22 protein-coding genes are annotated in these 23,618 nt (G+C 73.2%); 9 read left to right on the forward strand and 13 right to left on the reverse strand.

Annotated features, from left to right (window positions below; genetic code table 11):
• Positions 1 to 38: 38 nt before the first annotated feature.
• Positions 39 to 545: a MarR family winged helix-turn-helix transcriptional regulator gene (locus tag ACFWVC_RS10330; protein ID WP_384281569.1), complete on the reverse strand. Its 507-nt coding sequence runs from the start codon at positions 543 to 545 to the stop codon at positions 39 to 41.
• Between the two features lie 116 nt (positions 546 to 661).
• Between ACFWVC_RS10330 and ACFWVC_RS10335 the strand changes: the two genes are divergently transcribed.
• Together ACFWVC_RS10335 and ACFWVC_RS10340 are read left to right on the forward strand one after the other, a co-directional pair.
• Positions 662 to 1,222, forward strand: a complete 561-nt coding sequence (locus ACFWVC_RS10335; RefSeq protein ID WP_384281574.1) for an NADPH-dependent FMN reductase — start codon at positions 662 to 664, stop codon at positions 1,220 to 1,222.
• Between the two features lie 142 nt (positions 1,223 to 1,364).
• On the forward strand, positions 1,365 to 4,112 hold the full coding sequence (locus ACFWVC_RS10340) for a SpoIIE family protein phosphatase (RefSeq protein WP_384281579.1): 2,748 nt from the start codon (positions 1,365 to 1,367) through the stop codon (positions 4,110 to 4,112).
• Here ACFWVC_RS10340 and ACFWVC_RS10345 read toward each other — a convergent pair.
• The 4 genes from ACFWVC_RS10345 to ACFWVC_RS10360 are packed head-to-tail and all read right to left on the reverse strand — an operon-like array spanning position 4,096 to position 9,122.
• Entirely contained in the window at positions 4,096 to 5,235 is a 1,140-nt protein-coding gene (locus ACFWVC_RS10345) for an XdhC family protein (protein WP_384281583.1), read from the reverse strand. The two genes, ACFWVC_RS10340 and ACFWVC_RS10345, sit on opposite strands and share 17 nt — an antisense overlap.
• 22 nt (positions 5,236 to 5,257) lie before the next feature.
• Positions 5,258 to 7,639 carry a xanthine dehydrogenase subunit D gene (pucD, locus tag ACFWVC_RS10350; protein ID WP_384281588.1) on the reverse strand — a complete coding sequence of 794 codons (2,382 nt, stop codon included), beginning with the start codon at positions 7,637 to 7,639 and terminating at the stop codon, positions 5,258 to 5,260.
• Between the two features lie 5 nt (positions 7,640 to 7,644).
• On the reverse strand, positions 7,645 to 8,223 hold the full coding sequence (locus ACFWVC_RS10355; protein ID WP_384281591.1) for a (2Fe-2S)-binding protein: 579 nt from the start codon (positions 8,221 to 8,223) through the stop codon (positions 7,645 to 7,647).
• Entirely contained in the window at positions 8,214 to 9,122 is a 909-nt protein-coding gene (locus ACFWVC_RS10360; RefSeq protein ID WP_384281596.1) for an FAD binding domain-containing protein, read from the reverse strand. The genes ACFWVC_RS10355 and ACFWVC_RS10360 overlap by 10 nt, the downstream gene beginning before the upstream one ends.
• Positions 9,123 to 9,391: 269 nt before the next feature.
• Here ACFWVC_RS10360 and ACFWVC_RS10365 point away from each other — a divergent pair, with 269 nt between their 5' ends.
• On the forward strand, positions 9,392 to 11,038 hold the full coding sequence (locus ACFWVC_RS10365; RefSeq protein WP_384281599.1) for a PucR family transcriptional regulator: 1,647 nt from the start codon (positions 9,392 to 9,394) through the stop codon (positions 11,036 to 11,038).
• 21 nt (positions 11,039 to 11,059) lie between these two features.
• Here the strand turns inward: ACFWVC_RS10365 and ACFWVC_RS10370 are convergent, their stop codons facing one another.
• On the reverse strand, positions 11,060 to 11,608 hold the full coding sequence (locus ACFWVC_RS10370) for a TetR/AcrR family transcriptional regulator (protein WP_384281602.1): 549 nt from the start codon (positions 11,606 to 11,608) through the stop codon (positions 11,060 to 11,062).
• Between the two features lie 171 nt (positions 11,609 to 11,779).
• On the opposite strand from ACFWVC_RS10370, the gene ACFWVC_RS10375 reads away from it, so the two are divergent.
• The 3 genes from ACFWVC_RS10375 (at position 11,780) to ACFWVC_RS10385 (ending at position 15,191) form a co-directional block, all read left to right on the forward strand.
• Positions 11,780 to 12,619, forward strand: coding sequence for an oxidoreductase (locus tag ACFWVC_RS10375; RefSeq protein WP_384281605.1), 840 nt, complete (start codon positions 11,780 to 11,782; stop codon positions 12,617 to 12,619).
• 77 nt (positions 12,620 to 12,696) lie between these two features.
• Positions 12,697 to 14,154 carry an aldehyde dehydrogenase gene (locus ACFWVC_RS10380; RefSeq protein WP_384281608.1) on the forward strand — a complete coding sequence of 486 codons (1,458 nt, stop codon included), beginning with the start codon at positions 12,697 to 12,699 and terminating at the stop codon, positions 14,152 to 14,154.
• 266 nt (positions 14,155 to 14,420) lie between these two features.
• A complete protein-coding gene (locus tag ACFWVC_RS10385; RefSeq protein WP_384281959.1) occupies positions 14,421 to 15,191 on the forward strand; it encodes a hypothetical protein in 771 nt (256 codons plus the stop codon).
• Positions 15,192 to 15,223: 32 nt separating this feature from the next.
• On the opposite strand, the gene ACFWVC_RS10390 is transcribed toward ACFWVC_RS10385, so the two are convergent.
• From ACFWVC_RS10390 to ACFWVC_RS10410, 5 genes are all read right to left on the reverse strand, one after another.
• Positions 15,224 to 15,976 carry an anti-sigma factor domain-containing protein gene (locus ACFWVC_RS10390; RefSeq protein ID WP_384281610.1) on the reverse strand — a complete coding sequence of 251 codons (753 nt, stop codon included), beginning with the start codon at positions 15,974 to 15,976 and terminating at the stop codon, positions 15,224 to 15,226.
• Entirely contained in the window at positions 15,973 to 16,560 is a 588-nt protein-coding gene (gene sigK / locus ACFWVC_RS10395; RefSeq protein WP_384281613.1) for an ECF RNA polymerase sigma factor SigK, read from the reverse strand. Before sigK ends, ACFWVC_RS10390 begins: the two co-directional genes overlap by 4 nt.
• 153 nt (positions 16,561 to 16,713) lie before the next feature.
• Complete coding sequence (locus ACFWVC_RS10400) at positions 16,714 to 17,373, reverse strand: fasciclin domain-containing protein (protein WP_384281615.1); 660 nt, start codon at positions 17,371 to 17,373, stop codon at positions 16,714 to 16,716.
• A 363-nt stretch (positions 17,374 to 17,736) separates the two neighbouring features.
• Positions 17,737 to 17,883 carry a chaplin family protein gene (locus ACFWVC_RS10405; protein ID WP_384281618.1) on the reverse strand — a complete coding sequence of 49 codons (147 nt, stop codon included), beginning with the start codon at positions 17,881 to 17,883 and terminating at the stop codon, positions 17,737 to 17,739.
• A 22-nt stretch (positions 17,884 to 17,905) separates the two neighbouring features.
• Positions 17,906 to 18,727 carry a GntR family transcriptional regulator gene (locus ACFWVC_RS10410; RefSeq protein ID WP_384281620.1) on the reverse strand — a complete coding sequence of 274 codons (822 nt, stop codon included), beginning with the start codon at positions 18,725 to 18,727 and terminating at the stop codon, positions 17,906 to 17,908.
• Between the two features lie 422 nt (positions 18,728 to 19,149).
• Between ACFWVC_RS10410 and ACFWVC_RS10415 the strand changes: the two genes are divergently transcribed.
• Complete coding sequence (locus tag ACFWVC_RS10415; protein ID WP_384281621.1) at positions 19,150 to 20,187, forward strand: DUF2637 domain-containing protein; 1,038 nt, start codon at positions 19,150 to 19,152, stop codon at positions 20,185 to 20,187.
• A gap of 93 nt (positions 20,188 to 20,280) precedes the next feature.
• On the opposite strand, the gene ACFWVC_RS10420 is transcribed toward ACFWVC_RS10415, so the two are convergent.
• The gene (locus tag ACFWVC_RS10420; protein WP_384281624.1) at positions 20,281 to 20,847 is read right to left on the reverse strand and encodes an ATP-binding protein; all 567 of its coding nucleotides are present in this window, start codon (positions 20,845 to 20,847) and stop codon (positions 20,281 to 20,283) included.
• A 138-nt stretch (positions 20,848 to 20,985) separates the two neighbouring features.
• On the opposite strand from ACFWVC_RS10420, the gene ACFWVC_RS10425 reads away from it, so the two are divergent.
• A complete protein-coding gene (locus tag ACFWVC_RS10425; protein WP_384281626.1) occupies positions 20,986 to 21,657 on the forward strand; it encodes a GntR family transcriptional regulator in 672 nt (223 codons plus the stop codon).
• Positions 21,658 to 21,659: 2 nt separating this feature from the next.
• Positions 21,660 to 22,148 carry an OsmC family protein gene (locus ACFWVC_RS10430; RefSeq protein ID WP_384281629.1) on the forward strand — a complete coding sequence of 163 codons (489 nt, stop codon included), beginning with the start codon at positions 21,660 to 21,662 and terminating at the stop codon, positions 22,146 to 22,148.
• 45 nt (positions 22,149 to 22,193) lie between these two features.
• Here ACFWVC_RS10430 and ACFWVC_RS10435 read toward each other — a convergent pair whose 3' ends face one another.
• Positions 22,194 to 23,612, reverse strand: a complete 1,419-nt coding sequence (locus tag ACFWVC_RS10435) for a glycoside hydrolase family 47 protein (protein ID WP_384281631.1) — start codon at positions 23,610 to 23,612, stop codon at positions 22,194 to 22,196.
• Positions 23,613 to 23,618 lie beyond the last annotated feature (6 nt).

Consider the following 23,618-nt stretch of genomic DNA (forward strand, 5'->3'; position numbering starts at 1 on the left):
CGAGCCACCCACGGCGCCCCTCTCCACGTCCGGCGGTGTCAGCACACGCGGTCGGCCGCCTCGACGGCGGCGAAGATGCGGTCGAAGGCGGACTTGAGCGACGCGGCCTCACCGGGTTCCAAGGCGTCGAAGATCAGGCTGCGGACCGCCTCGACGTGCGCGGGCGCGGACGCCACCAGCTTCTCGTAGCCCTCGCACGTGAGCGTCGCGTTGGTGTACCGGCCGTCGCACGGGTCGGTCTCGCGACGGACGTAGCCCCGCCCCTCCAGGCGCTTGACCACATGGGACAGGCGCGACAGGGACGCGCTGGCGAGGTCGGCCAGCCCGCTCATCCGCATCGTGTGGCACTCCTGCTCGGAAAGCTTCGCCAGGACGTGGTACTCCATCCAGTTCAGCCCGGCGTCGCGCTCCAGCCGCCGCTCCAGCGCCGGCAGGAGCAGGGTCAGCACCCGGGCCATCGACATCCAGGCCGCCAGGTCGTCGCCGCGCAGCCAGCGAGGCTCCGCTGCCTCCTGGTCTCGCGACGCGTCCGGGTTCTCTGTCATGCCGACCAGGCTATCGGACGGGCTTGAAGCTTCAAGTTCGACTGGGTTACAGTCGGCGCAGGCTTCACTTGAAGCTTCAATGTCACTTTTGTCTGCACAGAGCGGAATTCCCCGACATGACCAGGATCGGCATCATCCTCGGCAGCACCCGCCCCGGCCGCAACGGCGAGAAGGTGGCCCAGTGGGTCCTCGAGCAGGCCCGCACCCACGGCAGTGGCGCGACCTTCGAGCTGGTGGACCTCGCGGACTACCCGCTCCCCCACCTCGACGAGCCCCTGCCCCCGTCCATGGGCCAGTACCAGAACGCCCACACCAAGGAGTGGGCCGCCAAGATCGCGAGCTTCGACGGCTTCGTCTTCGTCACCCCGGAGTACAACCACTCCACGTCGGGCGTGCTGAAGAACGCGATCGACTACCTCTTCTCCGAGTGGAACAACAAGGCCGTCGGCATCGTGTCCTACGGCGCCGTGGGCGGCGCCCGCGCCGCCGAGCACCTGCGGCTGATCGCCGGCGAGCTGAAGATGGCCGACGTGCGCACCCAGGTCGCGCTGTCGCTCTTCACGGACTTCGTCAACTTCTCCGAGTTCGCCCCGGGCGAGCACCAGGCCGCCACCCTGTCGACCCTCCTCGACGAGCTCGTCGCCTGGAGCAGCGCCCTGGCGCCCCTGCGCGGCTGAGCACTGCGCACCCGCCGCCGGACGGTACCGCGGGTACCGTCCGGCGGTACCCCGCCGGCCCCGCGGAGGCGGCCGGACGGCCGCGGAACGTACTCCGGCGTACCAGTCGCCTCATTGGTTCCGTGCGTGTAGACATAGCCCTATGGCGGGCCCCATCGACCAGCAGGCCTCGCGAAAACCGCCGGCCCGGGGCCTGCGCTTTCTGCTGGCCGGACGAAGCGTCGCCGGCCAGGTGTTCCTCCTGCAGGTCGTGGTCGTGCTCCTGCTGGTCGCCGCAGCGGTGGTCGAACTGCTCGTCCAGGCGCAGCACGACAGCCGCCAGGAGGTGGGCAACCGCTCGGTGGCCGTGGCCACCGCTTTCGCCAGCGCGCCGGGGGTCGCGCAGGCACTGACGTCGCCGGATCCCTCCGCGATCCTCCAGCCGCGGGCGGAAGAGGCGCGCAAACGCTCCGGCGTGGACTTCATCGTCGTGACCGACACCGAGGGGACCCGCTACACCCACCCCGTGCCGGAGCGCATCGGGGAGAAGTTCGTCGGCGACATCGGCCCCGCGCTGCACGGCGAGGTGGTGACGGAGACCATCACCGGCACCCTCGGGCCGCTCGTCCAGGCGAACGTGCCGGTCTTCGACACGCAGGGCAAGGTCGTCGGCGTCGTGTCCGCGGGCATCACGATCGCCAAGGTCGGCGGTGTGGTCAACCAGATGCTGCCCATCCTGCTGGGCAGCGCGGCGGTGGCGATGGCGCTCGCCATGGGCGGCACCTGGCTGATCAGCAGACGGCTGCTGCGCCAGACCGGCGGCCTCGGGCCGCTGGAGATGACCCGCATGTACGAGCACCACGACGCGGTGCTGCACGCGGTCCGCGAGGGCGTCCTCATCTTCGACGGGGACGGACGGCTCCAGCTCGCCAACGACGAGGCGCGGCGGCTGCTCCGTCTGCCCGCGGACGCCGAGGGCCGGCCCGTCGGCGACCTCGGCCTGGACGAGCGGGCGCGCGAGCTGCTGTCCTCGGGCCGGACGGTGACCGACGAGGTGCTGCCGGCCGGCGACCGCCTCCTGGTGCTGAACAACCGCCCCACCGACCGCGACGGCGGCCCGCCCGGCTCCGTGGCCACCCTGCGGGACGCCACCGAGCTGCGCGCCCTGTCCGGCCGCGCCGAGACGGCCAGGACCCGGCTGCGGCTGCTGTACGACGCGAGTGTGGCGATCGGCACCACGCTGGACATCACCCGCACCGCCGAGGAGCTGGCCGAGGTCGCCGTCCCGCGCTTCGCCGACTACGTCACAGTGGACCTGGCAGAACCCGTCCTGCACGGCGAGGAGCCGCTGCGGCCCGGCCCGTCCGCGACGATGCGCCGGGTCGCGGTGAACGGGGTGCGCCCGGCGCCGCCGCTGGGCCCGGAGGGGCACCCGGTGGTGATCGAGCCGTCGAGTCCGCAGGCCGCCGGGCTGGCGAGCGGCCGGGCGGTCCTGGAACCGTGCCTCCCGGACTCCCCGGAATGGCAGAGCCAGAACCCGGAGCGCAACGCCAGGGTCATCTCCTTCGGCATCCACTCCCTGATCTGCGCGCCGCTGAGCGCACGCGGCGTGCTGCTCGGCGTGGTCAACTTCTGGCGTTCGCACGAGACCCGGCCCTTCGACGAGGAGGACCTGTCGCCTGCCGAGGAACTGGCGGCGCGCGCGGCGGTGTGCATCGACAACGCCCGCCGGTTCACCCGCGAGCACACCATGGCGGAGACCCTGCAGCGCAGCCTGCTGCCGCAGAAACTCCCCCGGCTGAACGCGATCGACGCCGCCTACCGCTATCTGCCCGCGCAGGCGGGGGTGGGCGGCGACTGGTTCGACGTGCTTCCGCTGCCGGGGGCGCGGGTCGCCCTGGTGGTGGGGGACGTGGTGGGGCACGGCCTGCACGCGGCGGCCACGATGGGGCGGCTGCGCACCGCGGTGCACAACTTCTCCTCCCTGGACCTGCCGCCGGACGAGCTGCTGAGCCACCTGGACGAGCTGGTCGGCCGGATGGACCAGCCGGACGCGCTGCCGGAGGCCGGCACCGGCGACGGCCCCGCGGCCAGCGGCACCGGCACCGCCTCCGGCGCCCCGGTGTCCGGCGCCACCTGCCTCTACGCGGTCTACGACCCGGTCTCCGGGGCGTGCACGCTGGCCCGCGCGGGGCATCTGCTGCCCGCGCTGGTGCGCCCCGACGGCACGGTGGACTTCCTCGAACTGCCCCAGGCACCCCCGCTGGGCCTGGGCGGTATGCCCTTCACAGCGGTGGAACTGGTGCTGCCCGAGGACAGCACCCTGGTCCTGTACACCGACGGCCTCGTCGAGGGACGTGAGCGCGACGTCGACGAGGGCCTGCAACAGCTGCGCGGGGTGCTGGCCGACCACCCGGGCCGGGACCCCGAGACGGTCTGCCGGGACGTGCTCCACGCGATGCTGCCGTCCGAGCCCGACGACGACATCGCGCTGCTCGTGGCCCGCACCCGCGTGCTGGACGGCAGCCGGGTCGCGGAGTGGGACGTGCCGGGCGACCCCGCGGCGGTGTCCGGCGTCAGGGCGGCGGTGACGCGGCACTTGGCGGGCTGGGGCCTGGAGGAGCTGTCCTTCACCACCGAGCTGCTGCTGAGCGAGCTGATCACCAACGCCATCCGCTACGGGGCCGAGCCCATCCACGTCCGGCTGATCCTGGACCGGGCCCTCATCTGCGAGGTCTCCGACGGCGGCAGCACCGCCCCGCACCTGCGCTACGCGGCCAGCACGGACGAGGGCGGCCGGGGTCTCTTCCTCGTCGCCCAGTTCGCCGAGCGCTGGGGCACCCGCTACACCGCCCAGGGCAAGGTCATCTGGGCGGAGCAGGCACTCGCACCGGTCACGCCGCCGGAGTGACGGGGACGGCCGGCACGGTCTCGTCACGGTGGATGGGGGTGTGCCCGCCGGTGAGGGGCGCACCGGAGCCGCCGCGCCGGTGGGCGACGATCTCGGCGGCGATGGACAGCGCGGTCTCCTCCGGGGTCCGGGCGCCGAGGTCGAGCCCGATGGGGCTGTGCAGCCGGGCGAGTTCCCGTTCCGTCAGGCCCGTCGCGCGCAGCCGCTCCAAGCGCTGCTCGTGGGTGCGCCGGGAGCCCATGGCGCCGACGTACCCGACCGGCAGGCGCAGGGCGCGCTCCAGCAGCGGCACGTCGAACCTGGCGTCATGGGTGAGCACGCAGACCACGGTGCGGCCGTCGACCGGGGTCCGGTCGAGGTAGCGGTGCGGCCAGTCGAGCACCACCTCGTCGGCGTCGGGGAAGCGGCGCGCGGTCGCGAAGACCGGGCGGGCGTCGCAGACGGTCACCGTGTATCCCAGGAATCTGCCGGCCCGTACGAGGGCGGCGGCGAAGTCCACGGCGCCGAACACCAGCATGCGCGGCGGCGGGACGGCCGCCTCGACCAGCAGGGTCACCGGTTCGCCGCAGCGGCTGCCGTCCGCGCCGATGTGCACGGTCGCGGTGCGTCCGGCGTCCAGCAGCGCGCGGGCCTCGGCGGCCGCCGCGCGGTCCAGGCGGGGGTCGCCGAAGGTGCCCTCGTACGCCCCGCCGGGACGCACCAGCAGGCCCCGGCCCAGGAGCGCGGCCGGGCCCCGGACGACCCTGGCCACCGCCACGGCGTCACCGGCGACCGCGGCGGCCGGCGCCGCGGCGAGGTGCGGATCGGCGCCGGGGTCGATCCGCTGGACGAAGACGTCGATGACTCCGCCGCAGGTCAGACCGACGGCGAAGGCGTCGTCGTCGTCGTGACCGAAGCGCTGGAGCACAGGGTCGCCGGACTCCAGTACCTCCCGGCACAACTCGTAGACGGCACCTTCGACGCACCCGCCGGACACGCTGCCCACGGCCGTGCCCTCGGCGTCGACGGCCAGCGCCGCGCCGGGCTGCCGGGGGGCGCTGCCGCCGACCGCGACGACGGTCGCGACGGCGAACGGCCTGCCCTGCCCGGCCCAGCGGTGCAGCTCGTCGGCGATGTCCAGCATGCGGGGACTCCTTGACCCTGCGTCAGGTACCGGTGAGGTGCTCGGGCCGTACCGGTACGCGTTTGAGGGGCAGTCCGGTCGCCGCGCGGATGGCGGCGACGACGGCAGGGGTGGAGGACAGGGTGGGCGCCTCGCCGACGCCGCGCAGCCCGTACGGGGCGTGGTCGTCGGCGAGTTCGAGCATGTCGACCGGGATGGGCGGCGTGTCGAGGATCGTGGGGATCAGGTAGTCGGTGAAGGACGGGTTCCTGACCTCGGCCCCGTCGGAGACGATGATCTCCTCCATGACGGCCAGCCCCAGGCCCTGGGTCGTGCCGCCCTGGATCTGGCCGACGACCGACAGCGGATTGAGCGCCTTGCCGACGTCCTGGGCGCAGGCCAGCTCGACGACCTTCACCAGCCCGAGTTCGGTGTCGACGTCGACGACCGCGCGGTGCGCGGCGAAGGAGTACTGGACGTGGCCGGAGCCCTGGCCGGTGCGCAGGTCGAAAGGCTCGGTCGGGCGGTGCCGCCACTCCAGCTCGATGTCGATGGCCTCGTCGCCGAGGACCTCGGCCAGCGAGGCCAGCACCTCGCCGCCGTCGGTGACCACCTTGCCGCCCTCCAGGAGCAGTTCGGCGTTCGCCCAGGCCGGATGGTACGTGCCGAACGCGGCGCGGCCCCGCTCCAGGGCGCGTTCGCGCACGGCCTCGCAGGTGTGCCGCACCGCGCCACCGGTGACGTAGGTCTGCCGGGAGGCGGAGGTCGAACCGGCCGAACCGACCTGCGTGTCGGCCGGGTTGATGGTGACCTGGCTGACGCCGAGCTCGGTGCGGGCGATCTGCGCGTGCACGGTGATACCGCCCTGGCCGACCTCGGCCATCGCGGTGTGCACGGTCGCCACGGGCTCGCCGCCGATGACCTCCAGGCGGACCCGGGCGGTGGAGTAGTCGTCGAATCCCTCGGAGAAGCCGACGTTCTTGATGCCGACCGCGTAGCCGACGCCGCGCACGACCCCCTCGCCGTGCGTGGTGTTGGAGAGCCCGCCCGGCAGGGCGCGCACGTCGACCGCGCCGCCGGCGCCCTCCCACTGCGTCTCCGGGGGCATCGGCATCGCCTTGACGCGGCGCAGCAGTTCGGCGACCGGCGCCGGGGAGTCCACGACCTGGCCGGTGGGCATGACGGAGCCCTGCGACATGGCGTTGAGCTGCCGGAACTCCACCGGGTCCATGTCGAGTGCGGCGGCCAGCCTGTCCATCTGCGCCTCGTAGGCGAAGCACGCCTGGACCGCGCCGAAGCCGCGCATGGCGCCGCAGGGCGGGTTGTTGGTGTAGAGCGCGATCGCCTCGATGTCGACGTCATCGATGACGTACGGGCCGGCGCCGAGCGACGCGGCGTTGCCGACGACCGCCGGGGAGGAGGAGGCGTAGGCGCCGCCGTCGAGCACGATCCGGCACTTCATGTGGGTGATCCTGCCGTCGCGGGTGGCGCCGTGCTCGTAGTGGAGCCTCGCCGGGTGACGGTGGACGTGGCCGAAGAAGGACTCGAAGCGGTTGTAGACCATCTTCACCGGCTTGCCGGTGCGCAGCGCCAGCAGACAGGCGTGGATCTGCATCGACAGGTCCTCGCGGCCGCCGAAGGCGCCGCCCACCCCGGAGAGCGTCATACGGACCTTGTCCTCGGGCAGTCCGAGGACGGGGGCGATCTGCCGCAGGTCCGCGTGGAGCCACTGGGTGGCGATGTAGAGGTCCACGCCGCCGTCCTCGGCCGGGACGGCGAGTCCCGACTCGGGGCCGAGGAAGGCCTGGTCCTGCATCCCGACCTCGTAGTCGCCGGTGACGACGACGTCGGCGCGCCGGGCCGCCTCCTCGGCGTTCCCGCGGACGATCGGCTGGCGGTGCACGATGTTGGGGTGCGGGACGTGGCCGATGTGGTGGTCGGTGCGGCCCTCGTGGAGGAGGGGCGCGTCCGGTGCGGTCGCGGTGGCCTCGTCCACCACTACGGGCAGTCGGCGGTACTCGACCCGGATCTTCGCGGCGGCCCGGCGCGCGGTCTCCGGGTGGTCCGCGGCCACCAGCGCGACCGGCTCGCCGTGGTGGCGGACGCGGCCGTGGGCCAGGACGGGCGTGTCCCGGATCTCCAGCCCGTAGTGCCTCACCTCGGTCGGCAGGTCCTCGTGGGTGAGGACCGCGTACACCCCTGGCTGCGCGAGGGCCGCCGAGATGTCGATGGCGACGATCTCGGCGTGCGCGTGCGGGCTGCGCAGCGTGTGCCCCCACAGCATGTCCTCGTGCCACAGGTCCGAGGCGTAGGCGAACTCGCCGGTGGTCTTGAGGAGTCCGTCGGGGCGCAGCGTGGACTCGCCGATGCCGCCCCTGGTCGCGCTGCCCTGGGTGGTGGGCCTGGGGGTACGGGTCGCGCCCATCGCGGTCAGCCCTCCGCCCCGTCGCGGGCCGCCGCGAGGCGGACCGCGTCGAGGATCTTCTCGTAGCCGGTGCAGCGGCACAGGTTGCCGGACAGGGCCTCGCGGATGTCGGCGTCGGTGGGCCGGGCGTTGTGCTCCAGCAGTTCGTCGGCGGCGACCAGCAGGCCCGGGGTGCAGAAGCCGCACTGCACGGCGCCGGCGTCGAGGAACGCCTGCTGGACGGGCGACAGCGCGGTGGCCGGGTCGTCGGGGTGGGCCTGCCACTGCCGGGCGGCGTCCAGGCCGGTGCCGCCGGTCCCGCCGGTCCCGCCGCCGGGGGTGCCGGCCTCGCGCTCCTTGGCGTACTGCGCCAGGCCCTCGACGGTGACGACGTCCCGGTCCTGCGCCTGCCCGGCGGCCACCAGGCACGCGCACACCGAAACCCCGTCCAGGCGGACCGTGCACGAGCCGCACTCGCCCTGCTCGCAGGCGTTCTTCGAGCCGGGCAGGCCCATCCGCTCGCGCAGGACGTAGAGCAGGCTCTCGCCCTCCCAGACGTCGTCCGCCTCCTGCCGGCGGCCGTTGACGGTGAAGGTCACGCGCATCGGGGGCCCTCCTTCCCTCCGCGGGCACCGCCGCGGTACTCGTCCCACGTCCAGCCGAGGGTGCGGCGGGCCATGACGGTCAGCGCGTGGCGGCGGTACGCGGCGCTGCCGCGAACGTCGTCGATGGGGCTCGCGCAGGCGGCGACCAGCTCGGCGAACTGCCGGGCCACGGAGGGCGTGATGATCCGGCCGTTGTCCCAGAACCCGCCCTCCTCCAGGGCCGCGTTCAAGAACTCCTCCGCGGTGGTGGCGCGGATCGGGGTGGGCGCCGCCGATCCGATGCCGGTGCGCACCGTGCGCGTGGCGGGATGCAGGGCCAGGCCGAAGGCACAGACCGCGATGACCATCGCGTTGCGGGTGCCGACCTTGGAGAACTGCTGGGGCCCGTCGGCGCTCTCGATGTGCACGGCGCGGATCAGCTCGTCCGGGGCGAGCGCGTTGCGCTTCACACCGGTGTAGAACTCCTCGACCGGGATCATCCGGGTGCCCCGCACCGAGACGGCCTCGACCTCGGCGCCCGCGGCCAGCAGCGCCGGGTGCGCGTCGCCGGCGGGGGAGGCGGCGCCGAGGTTGCCGCCGACGCTCCCGCGGTTGCGGATCTGGGGGGAGCCGACGGTGTGGGCGGCCAGGGCGAGGCCGGGCAGCTGCGGCCGCAGGTGCTCCATGATGCGGGTGTAGGGGACGGAGGCCCCCAGCCGCACGGTCCCCTTGCCCGTGTCCCCCACCTCCCACTCGTAAAGTTCGGCGACGCGGTTCAGGTCGAGCAGGACATCGGGGCGACGCCGGTCGAAGTTGATCTCGACCATCACATCGGTACCACCCGCGATGGGCACGGCCGAGGGATGCGCCGCCTTCGCGGCGAGCGCCTCCTCCCAGCTCGCGGGGCGCAGGAAGTCCATGCGGTGCTCTCTTCTCGTCGAGGATCGGAACGGCTCGTCCATATCTCCTGTTCACCCGATGTGACTCAGTACACTTCCAGGCACCCATCCGGGTGCAGTCACCGAACGCATGAAGCACTTGGCTGGTCGGTAGGCTTGCCTTGTAGATTCCTCTGAAAAACGCGGAACGGAAACCTGTCGGCATCGAGGTGGCAACACCGACGCAATCCACCGGGCGCCACCCTGGTACCGCCTCGGACCCCGGAGGCGTACGAGACAAGGCGACGACGATGCGGCTGCGCGCACTCCTGGACACCGAAGCCCTCGGCCTGCGGCTGCTCGGCGGCGAGGAGGAGCTCGACCGCACCGTCCGCGGGGTGATGACCACCGACCTGAAGGACCCCAGCCGGTATCTCACCGGCGGCGAACTCGTCCTGACCGGTCTGGCCTGGCGCCGGGAGCCCGCGGACTCCGAGCGCTTCGTGCGCATCCTCACCGCGGCCGGGGTCGCCGGGCTCGCGGCCGGCGAGGCCGAACTCGGCGCCGTCCCGGACGACCTGGTGCTGGCCTGCGCCCGGCACCGGCTGCCGCTGTTCGCGGTGGACGAGGACGTGTCGTTCGCCTCCATCACCGAGCACGTCGTACGGCAGGTCTCCACCGAGCGCGCCGGGGACCTGGCCGCCGTCGTCGAGCGGCACCGCCGGCTGATGGCCTCGGGCCCGGCGGGCGGGGGCCCCGACGCCGTCCTCGACCTGCTCGGCAGCGACCTGGACCTGCGTGCCTGGGTGCTGTCGACGACCGGACGCCGCATCGCCGGGTCCGAGCACCCCCTGGCGGCGCCGGTCCGCGCCGAACTGGCCGGGGAGCACCTTGCCGCGTCCCGGACGGGACGGCCCTCCCCGCACCGCGCGTACGTGGCCGGCCGCCCCTACTCCCTCTTCCCGATCCGCAGCGGCGACCCGGCGGCCGACGTCCGCGCCACCCTGCTGTCCGACTGGTTCCTGGCCGTCGACGCCGACGCCGGCGAGTGGCCCGCCGAGCGGCTCGACCTGCTCCAGGGGGTCACCCAGCTCATCTCCGTCGAACGTGAGCGCCGCGACGCCTCGCGCACGGTGCGCCGCCGGCTCGCCGCGGAGGTCATGGACCTGGTCCAGGCGGGCGCGCCCCCGGCCGAGATCGCCGCGCGGCTGCGCGTCGCCGCGCCCGTCCTCGCGCCCGGACTCGGCAGCGCCCCGCACTGGCAGGTCGTCGTCGCCCGCGTCGACTGGACGGGCGGCGGTGTGTCGTCCGGGCCGGTGGCCCAGGCCCTGCTGGAGGAGGCCCTCGTCGACCCCGCCGCGGTCGGCTCCGCCCCCGCCGACCGTATCGCCGTGGCCCACGCGGGCGACGAGGCCCTGGCCCTCGTACCGCTCTCCTCCGTCGACACCGAGGGTCCCGCGCCCGAACTGTCCGCACAGCGGCTGCTCGGCATGCTCCGCGCCCCCCTCAGCCGCGGCCTCGACGGCGACGGCCGCCTCACCATAGGCGTGAGCGCCGCCGTCCACTCCGCCGACGGGCTGCGCGGAGCCCTGGAGGAGGCCCGCCACGCCCGCCGTGTCGCCGCCGCCCGCCCCGGCCGCGTCTGCGCCGCGGGCCACGAGGAACTCGCCTCCCACGTCCTGCTGTTGCCCTTCGTCCCCGACGACGTCCGCCGCGCCTTCACCGCCCGCCTGCTGGACCCGCTGCGGGACTACGACCTGCGGCACCGCGCGGAACTCATCCCCACCCTGGGGGCCTTCCTCGAATGCGACGGCTCCTGGACGCGCTGCGCGAACCGGCTGCACCTGCACGTCAACACCCTGCGCTACCGCATCGGGCGCATCGAGCAGCTGACGGGCCGTGACCTGTCCCGGCTGGAGGACAAGGTCGACTTCTTCCTGGCCCTGCGGATGAGCTGACCCCGCCCGGCCGACGGCGCGTCAGGTGGTCGCGCCGAGGCCGTTCAGGAGCGTCGCGACGACCAGGTCGGCGGCCTGTGGAGGGTCCACGGCGGGGAACCGGTGCGCGATGGCGTCGACGAGTCCGTCGAGGACCGCCCGCGCCCAGGCCGCGTCGGCATCCGCCCGCAGGAAGCCCTCGGCGATGGCGCGGTCGATGAAGGCGTCGAGTCGTGCGCTCTGCTCCAGGCGGCGGACGCGGGCCCCGGGGTCCTTCTCCATCATGCGCCGCGTGTCGACGGGCCATTCGCGGCTGACGGGGATGATCCCTTCGAGGTAGCGGTGAAGGGCGACCTGGACCGGGGCCTCGGTCAGGCGGGCTTCGTCCAGAACACGTTCCGCGGAGTCGAGTTTGGCCTGGAACACGGCGCTGAGCAGGGCCTGACGGTTCGCGAAGCGGCGGTGGACGGTGGTGCGGTCCACTCCCGCGGCGGCGGCGATGGCCGCCATCGAGGTGCCCGGGTCCTCGGCCAGGAGGCGGGCCCCGGCCTGGAGGACGGCGGTCAGGTTGCGCGCGGCGTCGGCTCTCATGATCCGGCGATTCTATCTCCCCGCATCACTTATCCCGTCAAAGGCGCGTCGTGAGATGCAACACGGACTCATACCGCAACACTAATGTTGCATTTTTGGGAAAAGCATCTACGTTGGAGTTGCTGTCCGTGAGGCAGCGAAGGAAGCGGCACAAGAGACGAAGGAAATGCGATGTCACGGACTTGGCTGATCACCGGTGGTTCGCAGGGGCTGGGCAGGGCTATGGTCCTGGCGGCCCTGGAGGCCGGCGACCGGGTGGTGGCGACCTCACGCACGCCGGAGGCACTGGCCTCCCTGCGGGCCGGGTACCCCGACCGGCTGGAGGCGGTGGCGCTGGACGTCACGTCCGCGTCGCAGTCCCGGGACGTGGTGACGGCGGCGGTGGAGCGCTTCGGTTCGGTCGACGTGGTGGTCAACAACGCCGGTTACGCCACCACCGGTTCGATCGAGGACTTCCCCGAGGACGAGTTCCGCGCGCAGGTCGAGGCCAACCTCTACGGCGTGGTCAACGTGACCCGGGCGGTGCTGCCGGTGATGCGCCGCCGGCGGTCCGGGCACGTGGTGCAGATCTCCTCCATCGGCGGACGCGTCGGCGGCACACCCGGCCTCGGCGCCTACCAGACGGCCAAGTTCGCCGTGGAGGGCTTCTCCGAGGTCCTCGCGGGCGAGGTGGCCCCGTTCGGCATCAAGGTCACCATCGTCGAGCCGGGCGGCATCCGCACCGGCTGGGCCGCGGGCGCGGCGGAGCCGTCCGGCCCTGTCACCCCCGACTACGAGCCGACGGTGGGCGCGTGGCTGGCCAGGTTCGCGGCGTACACCGGCAACGAGCCCGGCGACCCGGACCGCATGGCCCGCGCGATCATCGGCGCGGTCGACGCCGAAGAGCCCCCGCGCCGGCTGCTGCTCGGCAGCGACGCCCTGGGGATCGCCATCGGCTCGGAGGAGGGCCGCCTCGCCGAGGCGCGCAAGTGGGCCGGGGTCAGCCGCTCCACCGACTACCCCGCCGCCTGACGGCACGGCCAGGACCCGGGCGGAACTCCCGCCCACCTTCCCCCCCAACCACGTCCCGTACGAAGGAACCGAGAGACATGACTGTGACCGTCCGCGACAAGCTCTACATCGGCGGTTCCTGGGTAGCCCCCGGCGACCCGGGCCTGCTGCTCGACATCCTCTCCCCGCACGACCAGTCGCTGCTGGGCAGCGTGGCGCAGGCCGCGCCCGCCGACGTGGACGCGGCCGTCGCCGCCGCCCGGGAGGCCTTCGACCACGGTCCCTGGCCGCGCACCACGCCGGAGGAGCGGCAGGAGATCGTCCGGCGCTACGACGCCCTGCGCGCGGCGCGCGCCGACGAGGTGGCCGCCGCGATCTCCGCCGAGAACGGCTCGGCCGGCTGGTTCACCAGGGCCGGCCAGCCGTTCCTGACCCGCCAGGTGGAGGCCTATCTCAAGGCGGCCGAGGAGTTCGGCTGGGAGGAGGTCGTCGCGCCGTCCGATCCGTCGGTGGCCTTCGACACCATCGTGCGACGTGAGGCGATCGGCGTGGTCGCCGCGGTCATCCCGTGGAACTCGCCGTTCTCCGCCGCCACCGCCAAGCTGGTACCCGCCCTGCTGGCGGGCAACACCGTCGTGCTGAAGGTCTCCCCGGAGAACTCGCTCAGCATGATGCTGCTGGCGGACCTGTGGCACGAGGCGGGGCTCCCCGAGGGCGTGCTCAGCGTCCTGCCGGCGGACCGCGAGACCAGCGAGTACCTCGTCTCGCACCCCGGCGTGGACAAGATCTCCTTCACCGGTTCGACGCGGGCCGGCCGGCGGATCGCCTCGATCGCCGGTGCGCACCTCAAGCGGGTCGGCCTGGAGCTGGGCGGCAAGTCCGCCGCGATCGTCCTGGAGGACGCGGACCTGACGGCCGCGGTGCGGGGCCTGCGCTTCGGTGCGTTGGCCAACAACGGCGAGGCCTGCATCCTGCAGACCCGCATCCTGGCGCCGCGCAGCCGCTACGAGGAGGTCGTCGCCGCGGTGAAGGAGATGGTGGAGTCGCTGAAAGTCGGCGACCCGTCCGACCCGGACACGTTCATCGGCCCGATGATCCGCCGCGACCAGCAACAGCGCGTCATCGACTACATCACCCTCGGCATCGAGGAGGGCGCCCGCCTGGTCACCGGCGGCCCGCGGGTCCCCGAGGGCCTGGAGAAGGGCAACTACGTCACCCCGACCGTGTTCGCCGACGTCGACAACTCCATGCGCATCGCCCAGGAGGAGATCTTCGGCCCGGTCCTGGCCGTCATCGCCTACGACGACGAGGACAACGCGGTCCGCATCGCCAACGACTCCGAGTACGGCCTGTCCGGCGGAGTCTGGACGGCGGATCCGGAGCGCGCCCTGGCCGTCGCCCGCAGGCTGCGCACCGGCACGGTCACCCTGAACGGCTCGCCGATCAGCTTCGACGGCCCGTTCGGCGGCTACAAGGCGAGCGGCATGGGCCGCGAGTACGGCAAGGTCGGCCTGACCGGCTACGTCGAGCACAAGTCGATCACCCGCAACCGGTAGCCACCGCCCCCTGACGGACGGGCCGGGGAGCCGGTGTGCGCGTGGTGAAGTCCGCTCCGCCGCTGGTCGGTTGATGATCGGGGAGCGTTTCGGCCGCCCTCCGCGGGGGATTCGGTCCCGGTCCGCGAGGGCGCCGGGAGCGCGCGGGGCGGGGGGCGCCGTGATCAGAGCGTGTCCGCCCTCTTGGCGCGGCACCCCGTGCCGTGCTGGACTTCGCCCAACGAGCTCGATGACGCGCTTCGGGAGGGCAAGTGGCGGACACCGCCATGTCGGACGCACAGGTGGGACCGACGGCCGAAGGCGGCGCTGCGCCACCCGACGTGACACGGCTGCGCAACCGGGGCTGCTGGACGGAGGCCGCGGCCCTGCTGGCGCCGTACGCCGCGGAGCGGCCCGAGGCCGCCACTCGGCGGGCCGCGCTGCTGATCGAGCGGTGCATGTTCACCCTGGACGGCTGGGCGGAGGCCGAGGACGCGCTGCGCACGGCGGAGGCCCTGGCCCGTACCGACAACGAGCGCGGCGAGGCCTCCTGCGAACGGGGGAACCTGGCGTACCTCGCGACGCTCTTCGGGCCGCGGGACCGCGCGGACGAGGCACGGGCGGCCCTGATGCGCAGCGCCGCGCTGCTGGAGCCGGGTGCGGCCGGGCGGCCGCTGCTGGACTTCCGGCGAGGCCTGGTGGCCGAGAAGCTGGGCGACGACGCGACGGCGGCCCGGGCCTCCTACCTGCGGGCGCACGCGGGTGCCGAGGCGCACGGGGACGCGCTGCTGACCTCGTTCACCTGGCGCCATCTGGCCGGGCTGGCGGCCCGGGACGGCGACATCGCCGCGGCCCGGCGCGGTTTCGCGGAGTCGCTGCGGCTGCGCGTGGAGACGGGGTACCTCATCGGGACGGCACCGGCGCTCGCCGCGCTGGCGACCGTGGAACCCGAGCCGGAGGCGGCCCGGCTGCGGGCCGAGGCCGCCCGGCTGTTCCGGCTGCTCGGCGGCGTGCCCGTGTGGCTCGCGGAGACCCTGGACACGGAGGAGGCGGCGTAGGGACCGCCCGTAGGGACCCCCTCCTGGAGCGGTCACACCGCGAGCAGGGCCAGCGGCGCGCTCGTGGGCGCGGGCGAGCCGCCGTGCGGTTCCGCGGTGATGCCGACCGCCTCGGCCGACCGGGAGTCACCGGAGAGCAGGACGGCTCCGGTGCGCTGTCCCGCGTCGAGCAGCCCGGCGGGCCGCATCCCGCCGTCGTCGCTGTACCAGAGCTGGTAGACCCGCTGGTCCGCGAGCGCCGGCAGCGCATCGTAGAGGAGCGCCGCGCGGCCCTGCCGGGCGGAGACCACCAGGGTCGCGGTGCCGCCCCCGCCGAGCCCGGCGGTGCGGAACCTCGCCTGCGGGTCGGCCATCACCGCGGCCAGCGCCTCCGCCCGCTGCTGGGCCCGGACGGCGCGCACCCGCTCCCCGTCGACGGCCTGCCGGGTGTGGACGGCCCAGCTCCCGAGCACGGCCGCCGAGGCCAGGCAGGCGGCGGCGACCAGCGACGGCAGGCGCTCGCGCCACCGCCGCCCGCCCAGGGGCACCACACCGGCGGTCCCGGTCAGCAGCGGCGGAAGCTGCCTGACACCGGGGAGCGCCGCCATGACCCGGGCGCGCAGAAACGCCGGGGGGACCACCGCGGCGGCCAGGGCCAGGCGTGCCGCGGTCTCGTGGAACTCCCGTACCTCGGCGGTGCAGGTCTCGCACCGCGCCAAGTGCCCCTTGAAGTCCCGGGTCTCCCGTTCCGACAGGGCGTCCAGAACGTAGGCGCCGGTCAGGGTGTGCGCGTCGGTGGACGTCATGCCGTTACCCCCAGGCAGTCGCGAAGCCGGATGAGACCGTCCCTGAGCCGTGTCTTGACCGTGCCCAAAGGCGCGTTCAGCAGGTCGGCGGTCTCTTGGTGGGTGTATCCGCGGTAGTAGGCCATCGTCACCGACTCGCGCTGGAGGTCGGTGAGCCGGCTGAGGCAGCGGCGCACCTGCTCGCGTTCCAGGCGCCGCTCGACCTGGTCGCTGACGACGTCGAACGCCGTCTCGTAATCGCGGACGGCCGCTTTGTGCTCCCGGTCGGCGGCCCGCTGGACGGAGCGGACCCGGTCCACGGCCCGCCGGTGGGCGACCGTCATGATCCACGCCGTGGCGCTGCCCTTGTCCGGGTCGAAGCGGGCCGCGGACCGCCACACCTCGATGAGGACCTCCTGGGCGACCTCCTCGGACTGCGCCGCGTCCCGCAGCAGTTTGCGCACGAGGCCGAGCACGGAGCCGGCCATCGCGGTGTAGAGGGTCTCGAACGCCTCCTGGTCGCCGCGTGCGATGCGGCCGATCAGCGCCTCCAGGAACCCGTGCTGCGGTGCCGCGGAGGGGTCGCCGGGGGCCGCGACGTCCATGGGGGTCTCCAAAGTGGGTGGGGCCGTGGGTTCTGCGGGGCCCTGGGGTTCCGGCGAAGTCCCGCGGAGGGGGAGGACGGCCCGGGGGGAGGTGTGCGCGGCGCTCGTCGCGCACAGCCGTTCCCCTCCCCCGGGCCGCCCGGTCTCGGTCGCCTACTTGGGCATGAGGACGGTGTCGACGATGTAGACGGTGGCGTTGGAGGTGGTCACGTTGCCGCACACCACGTGCGAGGAGTCGTTGACCGTGTAGTCCGCACCGGAACCGGCCGTGGTGAGCTTGCCCTTCTCCAGCGTGCTGAACGAACCGTTCGCCAGCTGCGCGGGCGTCAGCCGCTGCCCCACCACGTGGTACGTGAGGATCTTGGTGAGGGTGGCCTTGTCGTTCAGGACCTTGTCCAGATCGGCCTTCGGGATCTTCGCGAACGCGTCGTTCGTCGGCGCGAACACCGTGATGTTCTGGGCGCCGTTGAGGGTGTCGACCAGACCGGCCTTCTTCACCGCGGCCACCAGCGTGGACAGCACCGGGTTGTTCGACGCCGCCGTCGCCACCGGGTCCTGGGCCATCCCGTCGAAGCTGCCGGCGCCGTCCTCCGGCACCGCCGAACACGCCGCACCGAAGGGCTTGTCCATCGCCATCGCATCCCCCGGGCCCTGGCTCACGGACTCGCCGGCCGGGCTGGAGGGCGCCGTGGAGGAGGCGGCCTTGGAGCCGCTGTCCTTGGTGTCGTCGCCGCCGCAGGCGGTCAGGGCGAGCGGCAGGACGGCGGCGGTGGCCACGGCGATCGCGGCACGGCGCAGGCGCAGGGTGTTCATCGGGGAATCTCCTTGATCGTTCGTTCAGGGGGAGGCGGGCTCATGAAGCCGGCCCTCGCGGTTCGGGGTTAGGGGAGTTCGTGGTTACGGGAGGGGCCGTGGGCGCGGGCGCGGGGCAGGAGACCATGGCCGCATCGCACCGAATCCGACTCGGATTCGGTGCCGGGCGCACCGCCCGCCGGTTGCCGCGTGTGCCGCGTGCCCAAGATCCTCATGCCAGTGATTCGTCACGCCCCCGGGCAGAGATTGGTGGCTCACCCCATCGAGTGACGAGCGATCGCGTCGACGCAGGCGACACCGTCGACGGGGGGCGACAACGCCCGTGCACCGGCGACTAGTTCCGCCGGCCGTGGCCGCCGTCGGTCAGCCGGATTCGCCGGACACCGGGTTCGACGGGCCGATCACATCGACGGTGTTGCCGCACAGGCCGACCGGGAAGGTCACCGGTGCCTGGAGCACGTGGCCCGACAGCGCTCCGCGCCTCCCGCCCCGGATGGCGCTGGGACGCAAGGTGCGTGGTCCTTGGGGCCCTTCAGCCGCCGTAATGGCCGCGGGTCAGTGCCTCGACCACGGGGAGGTCCCCGCTGACGAGGGCCTCCAGGAGCGCGGCGTGCTCGCCGGCGTCGGCGACGAGTTCCGCGCGGATTCCGCGCGGCGCGCCGCCGGCGCGGGCGTGGTCCTCGGCGACGGGCCACTGGGCGCGGCGGTGCAGCTCCTCCGCGACGGCGACGAGCTGCCGGTTGCCGGAGACCTCCAGGAGCGCGCGGTGGAAGGCCCGGTCGGCCTCGGCGTAGGCGACACGGTCGCCGAGCGCGGCGGCGGCGACGGTGGCCTCCGCCAGCGGCCGCAGCTGCTCCCAGCGGGAGGGCGGCACGGTGCGGGCCAGCCGCAGGACGACGGGCACCTCGATGAGCGCGCGCACCTCGGCGAGTTCCGCGCGGTCCCGGCGGCTGCGCTCGGCGACCCGGAAGCCCTTGTTGGGCAGGGCCTCGACGGCGCCTTCGCGGGCCAGCAGCTGCATGGCCTCGCGGACGGGTGTGGCCGAGACCCCGAAGCGCTCCGCGAGCGCCGGGGCGGAGTACACGGCGCCCGGCCGCAGCTCACCGGTGACCAGGGCGCCGCGCAGCGCGCGCAGGACCTGGTCGCGCACGGAGTGCCGCTCGGGCATCCGGCGCGGCCGGGGCAGCGCCTCGGCCTGGCCCGGAACGGCGTCCCGGCGGGGCTCGGCCTCGCGGCGCGGCTCGGCATGCGGATGGGCACCCCGGACGAGCTCGTCGTGGCCGGGCGGCAGCCCGGAGGCCGCGGCGGCGGTGGCCGCCTCGGGACGCCGCGCGGCTCGGGGGGCGTACTCCACGGGGGCTCCTTCGGACGGGTCGGTGTGCGCCTGGCGCACTCCTACGGTCGGTGCGCGCCGCCCTCTATTGCAACACTCTCCACGACCTGCTTCGAGAACTTACCTCCCGTCGTGCCCCCTGAAGCGAAGCAAGGCTAGGCTCACCTCATTTGGATCTTTTGTCCGGACCACCGGACACACACCCCGCAGCACACCCGCCGAACGGCCTGACGCCAGGTCAGGCGGCAGGTTTCAAGTAGGTCAACTGCGCTAATCGCGCTCCTCAGTTCGAGTATTCTGTCGGTCTCTCCCCACGCCACCACTCCGTTGGCGTTCTCTTGTCCCGAAACCGCTTCACGCGCCCGAGGCGTTCGCCAGGATGTCGCGCGAACGCCGTCTCGCGGCCCGAGCGCGACGGTACTGCGACGCAAGGAATCGCACGTATGAGATTTACGGACATAACGCTTGACTGGACGCTTTCGGGCGCCGTGTTCGTGGCGGTCCTCGCCGCCGCGGCGGTGTTCCTGCGCAACCGCAAGGCCCGCAAGGAGGAGGCCGCCCAGGGCGACTCCTGGGAGCGCTCGGAGGAGCGGCGCCGCAAGAAGGAGGCCATGTACGGCACGGCCTCGTACGTCCTGCTCTTCGGCTGCGCCTCCGTCGCCGCGGCCCTGTCCTTCCACGGCCTGGTCGGCTTCGGCCAGCAGAACCTGGGCCTGTCCGGAGGCTGGGAGTACCTGGTGCCGTTCGGTCTCGACGGCGCCGCGATGTTCTGCTCCGTGCTCGCGGTCCGCGAGGCCAGCCACGGTGACGCGGCCCTCGGCTCGCGCATCCTGGTCTGGCTGTTCGCGGGCGCCGCGGCCTGGTTCAACTGGGTGCACGCCCCGCGCGGCGGCGACCACGCCGGCGCCCCGGAGTTCTTCGCCGGCATGTCGCTCTCCGCGGCCGTGCTCTTCGACCGGGCCCTGAAGCAGACCCGCCGCGCGGCCCTGCGCGAGCAGGGACTCATTCCGCGCCCGCTGCCGCAGATCCGCATGGTCCGCTGGCTGCGCGCCCCGCGCGAGACGTACGGCGCCTGGTCCCTCATGCTGCTCGAGAACGTCCGCACCCTGGACGAGGCGGTCGAGGAGGTCCGCGACGAGCGGGTCCGCAAGGACCAGGAGGCGATGCGCCGCCGCGAGCACGAGCGGCTGGAGCGCGCGCGTATCAAGGCCATCAACCGGCAGCACCGCATCTGGAACCGCGGTGGCAGCAAGTACGAGCTGCCCAGCGCCAATCCGGCCGGCACCCAGGCCTCCGCGGAGCCTGCCATAGAGCCGGAGAAGGCCGAACTGCCCTCGCGCTCCCGTCCCGCGCTGTCACCCGTCCGTGAAGAGGCCCTGCGCACCACCATCGACCTCACCGCCGAGGACGACACCATGGCGCTGCCCAAGCTCGACTCCCTGGAGCGCAAGCTGGCGGATCTGGAGCGCCAGTACGGCTGACCCTCCCCCACTTCCTCGCGTCACCTCGCTGCCCCGGCCCGGGACTTCCCGGCCGGGGCAGCGGCGTTCGCGGTGCGGGGAATTGACGTTTCCTCAGGAGGGGGTCGCGTCGAGTTCGAACCACACGACCTTGCCGGAGCCGTCCCCCTCGGCGTGGACGCCCCAGGCGTCGGCGAGGGACTGGACGAGCTGCAGGCCGCGTCCGGAGGTGCCGTGCGAGGAGGGGGTGCGCAGCCGGGGATGGCGGGTGGTGAAGTCGCGTACCTCCACACGCAGTCGGTGCGCGGCGGCCGTGGTGGCCGGTGATGGTGCGTCTGCCGTGGACGCCGGTGACGCTGCGTCTGCCGTGGACGCCGGTGACGCTGCGTCTGCCGTGGACGCCGGTGACGCTGCGTCTGTCGTGGACGCCGTGGACAGGGTGGCGGTGAGAACGGCGCCCCGGTCGGTGTGCCGCAGGGCGTTGGTGACGAGTTCGGTGGTGAGCAGGACGGCGGTGTCGGCGAGGGCGGGGACGCCCCAGTGCCGTAAGGACTCGCGCAACAGCCTGCGGACGTCCGCCACCGCCGGCAGGTCGGCGTGCTGGAGCGGACGATGCAGGTGGTGCGCCACGGCGGTGTCCCCGACCTCCCGGTCGCTCGCCTGCGCAGGCTGACGTTCCATCGGCTCCGCTCCGGCAGCTCGCGCCCTTCCGGGGTCGAACATCTACGCGCAATGCATGCCCCGGCGCGGCCACTTCCAGTCATGGGGCGCGGACGCTGCGCTCTTGTATCCATTGCATGCAATGGATACAGTGGACGGGTGCAGCAGACGGACGCCGCCCATCGGCGGCTGCGGGAACTGATCCTGGACGGGGTGTACGCCCCCGGCCAACGCCTGACCGAGCTGGAGACGGCGGCGGCGCTGGCGATGAGCCGTACACCGGTGCGCGAGGCGTTCCGGGCGCTGGTGGCGGACGGGCTGGTGCGCTCGGCGGGGCGCGGGGTGAGCGTGGTCGAACTCGGGCCGGAGGCACTGCGCCACGCCTACGAGGTGCGCGGTGCCCTGGAGGCGCTGACCGCCGAGCTGGCCGCCGGACGGCAGCGGCGCGGGGAGGTGGCGCCGGCCGAACTGACCGCGCTGGAACGGGTCGCGGCACAGGCGGAGGAGGCCACGGCGGCGGGCCGCCTGGAGGATGCGGTCCGGTACAACCGGCGCTTCCACAGCGGCATCGCCGTCCTGTCGGCGAACCCGGTGGCGGTCGGCACACTGGACCGGCTGTGGGACCAGATCCAGGTCTCCACCCGCCTCTCCCTCGCCGCCCCGGAGCGTCTCGAACAGGTCGCCGCCCAGCACCGCCGGCTGCTCGCCGCCATCACCGCGGGCCACGCCGGGGAGGCGCACGCGACCGCCCGCGAGCACGTGGCGGACACCTGTGCCGCCGCCGGGCAGGACGGCGCACGCGAGGAAGACCCACACGAGAGGACGCGGTAGCCGTGCCCGACATCAGCAAGCACCACACCTACGCCACCGAGGTCGTCTGGAGCGGCAACCGCGGCACGGGAACGAGCGCTTACCGCGCCTACGGCCGCGAGCACGAGGTCTCCGCGCCCGGGCTGCCGGTGCCGGTGATCCCCGGCAGTTCCGACCCCGCCTTCCGCGGCGACCCGGCCCGCTGGAACCCCGAACAGCTCCAGCTGGCCGCCCTGTCGCAGTGCCACATGCTCGCCTACCTGCATGTGTGCACCGTCGCGGGAGTGGTCGTCACCGGCTACACCGACCGCGCCGAGGCCACCCTGCGGGAAACCGGCGACGGCGGCGGCCACTTCACCGAGGCCGTGCTGCGGCCCCGCGTGGAGGTGGCCTCGGCCGCCATGGTGGACGCCGCCGTCGCCCTGCACGAGGACGCCCACCGGCTCTGCTTCATCGCCTCTTCCGTCAACTTCCCGGTCCGGCACGAAGCGGAGGTGGCCGTCACCGGCTGAGCAGATCAGTCAGCGCGATCAGTGCGATCAGCGCCGTCAGCGCTCTCAGCGCAGCCCGCGCAGCACATTGCCCTCCGTGGTGAGGTAGTTGGAGGCATAGTCGAAGCGCCGGGCCTTGGCGAAGAGCAGGTAGTAATACTTGGCGTTCTCGCTGAACCAGTACGCCGGGGTGAGGTCACTCTGCTTCATCGGCCGCGTCGTCACATCACTGATCGCCGTGTAACCGTTGCGGACCTTGCAGTACTTCTTCTGCCGCAGGAACATGTCGCGCGCCCGGGCGCGGTAGCGGTCCTTCTTCGTGATGAGCCAGAGGAAGAGACAGGAGTCCACGTATTCGGGACGCAGGGGGTAGGAGGGGTCGACGGCGCGCAGAGTGGTGTAGTCGATCATCTCCGGGGGCAGGCGGTGGGCGGCGAGCACGGCGGCCCAACTGTCGTGGTAGGCCTCCCCGTCGGCGATCCGGCCGCTCTGGGCGAGCAGTCCTGCGTAGAAGGCGGTGAGCTCCGACTGGAAACGGCCGGTGGTGCGCCCGGTGGTCATGTCGGCCTGGCGGAACCAGAGCCGGCCGTCGCGCCGCTCGGCCAGGTGGCGGAAGACGGCGGCGGTGAGCGTGGTGTACCAGGTCCGCAGGTCCGGGTCGCGATACAGCTCCCAGCCGTCCCACAGGTACTCGAAGAAGGAGTCGACGGGCGGGTCGAGGGTGGCGGTGGTGCCGGTCCACGCGCCCGTCTCGACGTTCAGGGCCGTGCCGACCAGGTCGATCCGCGAGCGGCGGTCGTAGACGGCGCGCAACGCCTTCTTGGCGGCGTCGTAGTAGCGCCGGTCGCCGGTGAGCCGGGACAGCTCGCCGAACTCGGTGATGCAGGTGCCGATCTCGGCGAGGTTGTTCTCCTTGCCGCTCACGGCGCCGGTGGACAGGTTGACGTAACGGTAAGGGGCCCCGGTCGGCGACCGGGTGAAGGCGGGCAGCAGACGGTCGGCGAGTTCGCGCGCGCGGTCGAGCAGGACCGGGTCCCTGGTGGCCAGGTGCCCAGAGAGCAGCCCGCCCACCAGCCGGATGATCGTCTCGAAGACCTGGACCGGCGCGTTCTGGTCGAGTACGAGGTCGTTCTTGACCCACTCGGCGCCCGCGGCCAGGTCGTCGTCCAGCTCCATCAGGTAGAGCGTGTCGAGCGCCTCGATGATCGTCAGGCCGAGCGTGCTGCCCGGGATGAAGAAGTCCGAGCCGGTGCCGCTGATCGGGCGCAGCTCGTCCCGTCCCCAGGCGAGGCGCCGGTAGGCGTCCCAGGCACTGCGGAACGCGGTGACGGCCTCCTGGGCTAGCCCCGCGTAGGGGTCGGGGGCGGCGGCAGCGGCCGTACCGGACAAGGGCAACGGCGAGGCCGCGGTGACAGGGGCGAGAGCGGCGGCGGCTCCGAGCAGCCTGCGCCGAGAGAGTCCGCCGGGACGTGCGAGTTTTCTCATGCCCCG

This window comes from Streptomyces sp. NPDC058691, from assembly GCF_042714775.1.
Taxonomy (GTDB): Bacteria; Actinomycetota; Actinomycetes; order Streptomycetales; family Streptomycetaceae; genus Actinacidiphila.